The organism is uncultured Fibrobacter sp. (assembly GCF_900316465.1).
GTDB lineage: Bacteria > Fibrobacterota > Fibrobacteria > Fibrobacterales > Fibrobacteraceae > Fibrobacter.
This window is the reverse complement of the sequence record NZ_ONDD01000053.1, coordinates 1-6,886: the sequence shown is the minus strand read 5'-3', so window position 1 is coordinate 6,886 and position 6,886 is coordinate 1. Positions and strand designations below refer to the sequence as shown.

6 protein-coding genes and 1 pseudogene are annotated in these 6,886 nt (G+C 50.2%); all 7 read right to left on the bottom strand.

Features of this window, described 5'->3' with window-relative positions; genetic code table 11:
- Positions 1-321: pseudogene (locus QZN53_RS12815) on the bottom strand (S4 domain-containing protein); the annotation flags it as partial.
- Entirely contained in the window at positions 321-1,301 is a 981-nt protein-coding gene (locus QZN53_RS12810) for a hypothetical protein (RefSeq protein ID WP_163439305.1), read from the bottom strand. The gene QZN53_RS12810 and the pseudogene QZN53_RS12815, both read right to left, overlap by 1 nt.
- A 5-nt stretch (positions 1,302-1,306) precedes the next feature.
- Positions 1,307-1,885 (bottom strand): phospholipid-binding protein MlaC, encoded by a 579-nt coding sequence (locus QZN53_RS12805; protein WP_163439304.1) that lies wholly within the window; start codon positions 1,883-1,885, stop codon positions 1,307-1,309.
- A 17-nt stretch (positions 1,886-1,902) separates the two neighbouring features.
- The gene (locus QZN53_RS12800) at positions 1,903-3,264 is read right to left on the bottom strand and encodes a TolC family protein (protein ID WP_294653460.1); all 1,362 of its coding nucleotides are present in this window, start codon (positions 3,262-3,264) and stop codon (positions 1,903-1,905) included.
- Positions 3,265-3,330: 66 nt separating this feature from the next.
- Positions 3,331-4,014 (bottom strand): lytic transglycosylase domain-containing protein, encoded by a 684-nt coding sequence (locus tag QZN53_RS12795; RefSeq protein ID WP_163439303.1) that lies wholly within the window; start codon positions 4,012-4,014, stop codon positions 3,331-3,333.
- Positions 4,004-4,693, bottom strand: a complete 690-nt coding sequence (locus QZN53_RS12790) for a hypothetical protein (RefSeq protein ID WP_163439302.1) — start codon at positions 4,691-4,693, stop codon at positions 4,004-4,006. The genes QZN53_RS12795 and QZN53_RS12790 overlap by 11 nt, the downstream gene beginning before the upstream one ends.
- A 3-nt stretch (positions 4,694-4,696) precedes the next feature.
- Positions 4,697-6,556: an alpha-amylase/4-alpha-glucanotransferase domain-containing protein gene (locus tag QZN53_RS12785; RefSeq protein ID WP_163439301.1), complete on the bottom strand. Its 1,860-nt coding sequence runs from the start codon at positions 6,554-6,556 to the stop codon at positions 4,697-4,699.
- Positions 6,557-6,886 lie beyond the last annotated feature (330 nt).

Sequence of the window (6,886 nt, the reverse complement as noted above, 5' to 3'; positions counted from 1 at the left end):
CGCATCCAGGCGACCCACCGTCTGGATTCCCATCGCGGTAAGACGGTCCGGCAACAGTTCGAACACCGACTGGTGGTCGCGGGCGTTATGACTGCATTCTACATCGAGCGGTTTGTCCATCATGATATAGAGTTTTTCAATCGTCGGGACTTCTTCACCATTCACCGTAATCGATTCCGGGCGTTCCTTGAATTCGACAAACGGATCGTCCAGGACCCTGCCATCCATTTCTACCATGCCCATACGCACCAGCGCACGCGCTTCCTTGCGCGAACCAAAGCCAATAGAGGCAAGCAGTCTATCCAAAGTCAAAGCAGGCATCAGTCATCCTCCGACATCATTTTCACAATCTTGTTGCGAACAAAACCAAGTTCCGGGAGTTCTCCCGTCTTAAGAATCTTAGCGCGGCGACGCCAGAACGTAAACGCGACAATGCCGCCATAAAAAAGAATCGCCACAATCAATCCCAGCACACGGCACAAGTTCAACGAGGCGCGCACATGGCCTTCCGCCTTCGGCTCGTGATCGCGTGTCCAGTCCATGCGAAAATCCCACGCGCCTATATAGGGGAAACTCTTGAGGATTCCATTCAGCGCCGCAGCATAGCCCATGTTTTCGTATTCCTGAAAGCGGATCCCTTCTACAAAGCAATCTACAAACCGGATTCTGAACAACTTAAACAAAGCGGACAACGCATGGCGTACCGCCCACCAAGCGCGTGTATCAAATTCAGGCGTGAGCAAAAGTGTCCAGAATTCCTGATCCGTCAACGAGCGCTTTTCTTCTTTCTCGTCGTCCGACGCCTTTTCTTCCGTGGGCTTGTCTTCTGCTTTGGATTTTTCTTTCGCTTCAGAATTCCCTGCGGGTTTCGCCGATTCCTGTTTTTCAACCGGCTTAGGCTCGTCCTTTGTTTCTGCCGGTTTCTTTTCAGATTCCGGTTCTATTTTCTTTTCTGTTTCCAGTTTGCATTCCGGTTCTGCTGGCTTTTCAGACTTCGCTTCTTCCTTTGCCTCAGGCTTTGTTTCGGATTCTGCAACCTTCTCCGGCTTCGGCGGTTCCACCTTTTCTACCTTCGGCGCAGGTGCCGCAGCAACCGCGTCTTCCTCATCAACAGAAACATCCTCCTCTTCGGAGGACTGCCCTTTTTTAAAACACTTCGTGTAGGTATAAACATTCTTCTTGAAAAAGCGAACACCAACCGTCACGCCTTTCAAGCCTGCCGAGAAATCAATCCAGAATATAAACGGAAAGAACAGGGCGACAAGCGCCAAAGCACAAAGTACGCCCCAGAACCAAATCAAAGTGGTTACTTCTCCGATTCATCAGCCTTCTTGCTGATGATATCGATCAACTCTGCAAAGCTCTTGGTCTTAAGGATTTGCGAGAACTGATCCTTGTAATTGCGTGCGGTAGAAAGATCGTCAATGACCAAATCCCAAGCCTTCCACTTGCCGTCTACCAGGCTCATCTTGTATTCCAGAACCGATTCCTTACCCTTGTTCCAAAGGTGTGCAACCACGCGGGCTTCGTTATCCTTCTTCATCTTGGCGGGTTCATAAATCGTAGAGTCGGCACGGTAAAGTTCCAAGCGCTTTGCGCTAGAATTGCGGACCATGCGCTGGAATTCAGCAACAAACTTTTCCTGCGAGGCGGCATCCTGAGCCTCCCAATCCTTGCTAGACAAGGATTTCTTGGCAAGCAGGGCAAAATCAAAGGAATCGCTGAGCAAGCTCTTGACGCGTTCCGTTTCCTTGGCGTTACGGCTAGACTTCTTCAAAAGAGTCTGAAGTTCTGCATCCTTTTTCTTGATAGCGGCTACCGGGTCTTCGGCGGCAAAGGCGACCAAAGAGGCGCATGCGATAGCGATCAAAATCTTCTTGAACATTTTCTTCTCCTTTAAACTCACTGGTTCATATAAATCGTGTGAAATTCCTTCAAAGACAACCCAATTTTAGCAATCAGCTGGGCGAACTCCACATTATACGAACACACCGCAAAATAGTAATCTTTTTGCATTGTAATGTTTTGCGTATAAGCCGAAACCAAGTCACCCGTCTTTGATTTGTCCAAATCGTACTGCATGGCAGCGCCCTTCAAAATACCTTCGGAAGCGCGCAGGCTTTCTTTCATGGCATCCAGTTTTTCCTTGGCGGCAACCACTTGGTAATACTGTTCTTCGGCCTTGGCCATCAGACCTTCCGAAGCGTAGGATTCCTTGAGTTGAAGACTACGCATGTCCGTACGTGCAGAACGGTAGCCTTCCCAGTTTTTCCAGAAATTCAAGTTATAACGAACACCGACGCCCAAAACGCCGTCGAGCTTGTTCACGGCATCTTCGGCAAAAGCGCTCTTTTGCAAGACACTTCTGTTGCCCGCCCAGCTCTTCACGTATTCAATTTCACCCATCACAAAGAATTCGGGGGCAAGCTTTGCCTCGGCCAAATCCATCTGTATGCGGCGGGCGCGAATACCCGCAGAAAGCTGACGCAGTTCCGGATGGTATTTCAGAGTCATATTGCGCACTTCGTCAAGCGAGGGCAAAGGTTCTGTTCGCGGAGTCAGCACGGAATCTTCAGCCACGAAGGAATCGTTTTCATCCATTCTCAGCGAAAAACGAATGGCAAGCATCACACGCTTCATGCCCAGATTGGCTTCGGTAACGCCTTCCTTGACCGTATGCATTTTGGCCTTCAGGTTCAAAAGGTCCATCTGCGACACGTTCGGGTCGTCATCGTCCAGGGCTTCTTCCAGCTTTTCGTAAGCGTCATCTACCTTGGACTGCGCATCGCCTGCAATGCGGATCATCTCTTTAGCCAAAAGGTAGTTGTAGTAATACGTTTGCAGTTCCACGTCTTTTTTGTGGACCTGGTTTTCGATATCGAAACTCTTTTGCTGCAGGTCGGCTTCCAGAGCCATTTTACCGGCGCGGTACTGTCCCAGATTCAGAGGCTGGATAAATTTTGCCTGAACACCCCAGAAAGGGCCCATTTTGGTAAAGTCATAGACTTCGACCGTATCGCCGTTCTGCAGTTCATTCTTTAAACCGGGGGCGGGGCCAACCATCATGCCCACATAAAAAGTCGGCAAAATGGCTTCGGATTTCAATTTTCGGATCTGGTTTTTCTTCGCTTCGGTCCCGAACCTGAGTTCGGCAACCTGCGGATCTGCCGCAAGCCCTTCTTCCACGAACTGGTCAAGACTATACCGGATTTCACCGGCAAGCGCACATGTGACCAAGAAGAGGACTGCGAATACACGAGACATATGTTAAATCTAGTAAATTTAACGACAATTTACTTACGACTTATCACCTGTAATCGTCATCTTGTCTTAAAATTCGAGACTCATCAGGTTCTGGTATTTGGAAATCACGTGCTCGTAATATTTGGTCGGCAAAGGTTTGCCCGATTGAAGCATTCGGTCTACCGCCGAATGTCCTAAGTTGTATGCAATCAAGGCATCTTTCCAGTTACCGTATTTAGAAATCAAGCGGATCAGATAGGCGGTTCCTACCGTCACGTTGATTTCGGGCCTAAGCAAGTCTTCTTCGGTCTCGACACTGAGCCCGAAGTGCGCCCCCATCTTTTTCGCCGTTTCAAGCTTGATTTGCATAAGCCCAAGCGCACCCGAAAAAGCGCCGGACTGTTTACGGCCGCGGGCATTGGGATTACCTCGACTTTCTTGGGCCACCACCGCCAAAATAAGCAGCGGATCCGTCGCATAGGATCTTGAAATCTGCCAAATCTGTTCCGTCAGCATTTCACGCTGTTCTTCGCTCAAGCGACCTTTTGAAAGATAATCCAGCGCACGGCTGATTTTGACATAGTCAATTGTCCACTTGCCCCATGCATTCAGCTGTTCCAGCTCGCCGCGCAAAATCGATTCTTTTACGGCAAGTTCCTGAATTTCAGCCTGGCGCGCATGCCAGTGGGACACAAAAAGCACCAACGCCCCGAAGCAAAGCACCAGGACAATCGCGAACGTGAGCTTGGATATGCGAACGTTACTTTTCACGCCTTGTATTCTCTAAGTATTCCAAATAGCTCACCCAATCCTGAATGAGCCCAAAGGAACTGAGCCTAGTCGTATCTTGCACCACACCTAGTTTACGCAGCGGACCGATCGAAGATTCCAGCTTGTCAATTTCTCTGATGTAGCGGTCCTTCTGGTTCTGGAGAGCAATGATTTGCGCCTGTTTGTCCGAAATTTCATGCCCCTGCGAAGAGATAATCACGAACAAGGTAATCATCCACCCGAGAATCAGCGATATGAGCGCAACGGCAACACCAGAACTTACGGTAATGCCAGAGCGTAGCCCGTAATGCAGGCCGATTTGCTGCAATTGCTTTTTCGTGCCCGACTTTTTGTACGCCTTGCGGTTCTCATAGACTTCGAAAATGCTCAAATACTTCGAAAAATAATCGTAGAGTTCTGCCGACTCAAAAATCAGGATTAACGCCGACTTTTGCGCCTTGACGCGGTTCAAAAGTTCCAGGAACACTTCCAAGTAGCGGTCGCTGGTGAAATGGGCATTCTGCAAGTTCAAGAAGTAGAAACACCCAGGGCCTTCGACAAGCATGTCCAGTTTTTCCTTGACCGCTTGAAGCTGAGGCAAGCCAAGAGAGCCGGACAAAGAAAGTTCCACATCGTTTCCGCGAGATTCCACCTGTATGTCAATCAAGTCTGACTTCATCGATTACCTCTTGGAAATTTTAACTGTCATGAGTACAGAGAATTCAGACTCGCTCGCAAGATCCATTTTCCAGAACGGGAATACGCGAATGCCTTGCAAAGCTTCCGGAGCAGCTTGCGCGGACGCGCCGAAAATCGGCGATACCAGAACAGAAGTCTTTTTCGCAAAGACGAGCTCTATTCTAGATGTGGTCGTCTTGTCCGCAATCTCAAGAGAGCATGCATCTGGGAAAATGAGCGGGTCGCGGAAGTTGAACTTGAGCGGAACGCCATCAATCAAGATGTCCCTTTCCGTATGTCCGCAAGCGAGAAGGCCCGTATCCAGCAAGGTTCCGAAGAATCCCTTGATTTTTTCAGGAGAATTATTCGTAAGCTTGTATTCTACAGTAAACTGTGAACCCGTGGACGAAAGCTCAAAGTTCTTCTCGGCATGAAGCGCATAAGTCTGGTTGCCAAGCACCGGCTGCTGATCGGACAAGAGGGCGATATCGGTACCCGCATCATGTCTCTTGATTTGATAATCGTAGGCAGCAGACAGCATCCCTTCGCGGTCAGACAGGATCTGGTCTAGCTTTTCGGCCTTGAGTTCCACGTTGGGAATCATGAAATCCAAAAAACCGACAGCCGGATTTCCGTCGTCACGCCAAGCCCCCAGTACACTATTTTCGGCATCCTTGGCATTCAAGATATTCAGAATGCCGCCGTCGCGATAATTCAGCAAGAAGGAGTACGAATGGTTTTCGGCCCAAATGCTCTTGTAGCCTTCAAGCATAAAGTCGGCAATATCCAGGCGGATTCCATCGAACGAGACGAGATCGGTCAGGCGGTTTGCGGCCTGCAGCAAAAAACGCGTGCCCCACCAACGGACCATCGGCGTACGCATGCCTTCGCTATCCTGCATGTCGCGGTAATAGATAGGCGACATGGCTGGCAAAAGCATTTCGAAGAAATCATCGCGTTCACGGCCCTTGAGCAATGCCGCGGCACGGCGGAACTGGGCCAAAAGCATTTTATGGAGCAGGTTGACTTCGGGCCTACGAATCAGAAGTTCGCGACAAGTTTTCGCTGCTGCAGGCAAGCCGATCTTTCGCCCAGACGAAAGCAAGAAACTCACGCGGCCTTCGGCATTCTGTTCAGTAACCGCGCTCGCAACCGTTTTCGTCGAGATTTCGTTCATTTCGACAAATTCGATCAAGCGTTCAAAGAACGGGATAATATCTCCCGGCTGCGGAGGAATATTCAGGCCGACGACGGCAGCCTTTCCGCCTCGGCAATAGGGTTCAGCAATCTGCTCCCACTGGAAATCATCGTTCGAAATGGCTTCGGACAATTTCTGCGACACCGGAACCACTCGCATGAGCGAGCCCTTGTCTTCGACCGTGTACCAACCCGAAACAGGAGTCGTGCGGCCAAGCGCATCCTGAAGCGAAGCCTCTTGCACAAGCGCATATTCAAAGCGGTGCTTTTCGAGGAGTTCGGTCATTTCCATTTCCCACACCATCGAGGAATTGAAATAACCGGAAGGTTCAATGCCGAAATATTTCCACAAAAGCTTGCCATGCTTCTTGAGCTGCATGGACTGCAGTTCTGTCGGGAAAAGCGGGAGCATCGGGTCGTAATAACCACCGCCCAAAAGTTCAAGCGAACCGTCTTCGATTGCACGACGCAACTTGCCTAACATGAGCGGGCGCGGAACCTTGGTGATTACCTCAATAGTCGGGCCATCCAGGAATAGCGAAAACTTCACCTTACCCGAATCGAGCATCATGCAGACGCCCTTCAGCAAATTCTCTACAACAGATTCAAGCTTTGCATACGCCGTCGATGGCGGCAGCTGCAACACAAACGATAACGTCGGTTTCATGTGGTAAAGGATAGAAAAAGTAGGAAGCAGAAAGTAGGCAGACACAGGAAGCAGACCCTGAAACGAGTTCAGCATGACGCGGGCGGGGAATGCCGATGCTGACCTTCGTCAGCATGACGCGGACGGGTGATTCGGGCATAAAAAAAGCCCCGCTCGCCGTTTACGGCAAGGGGCTGTGAGCCATGAGCAGCCGGTATCGACCGGCTGTGGTCGCGAGAGCGTAACAAAGTGGAGCGGTATATAAAAAAAGGAGCCCCTCGCCTTTAAGGCAAGGGGCTCCGTGAATCCAGCAGCGACCTACTCTCCCGGGCCCGTGGGCCAGGTACCATC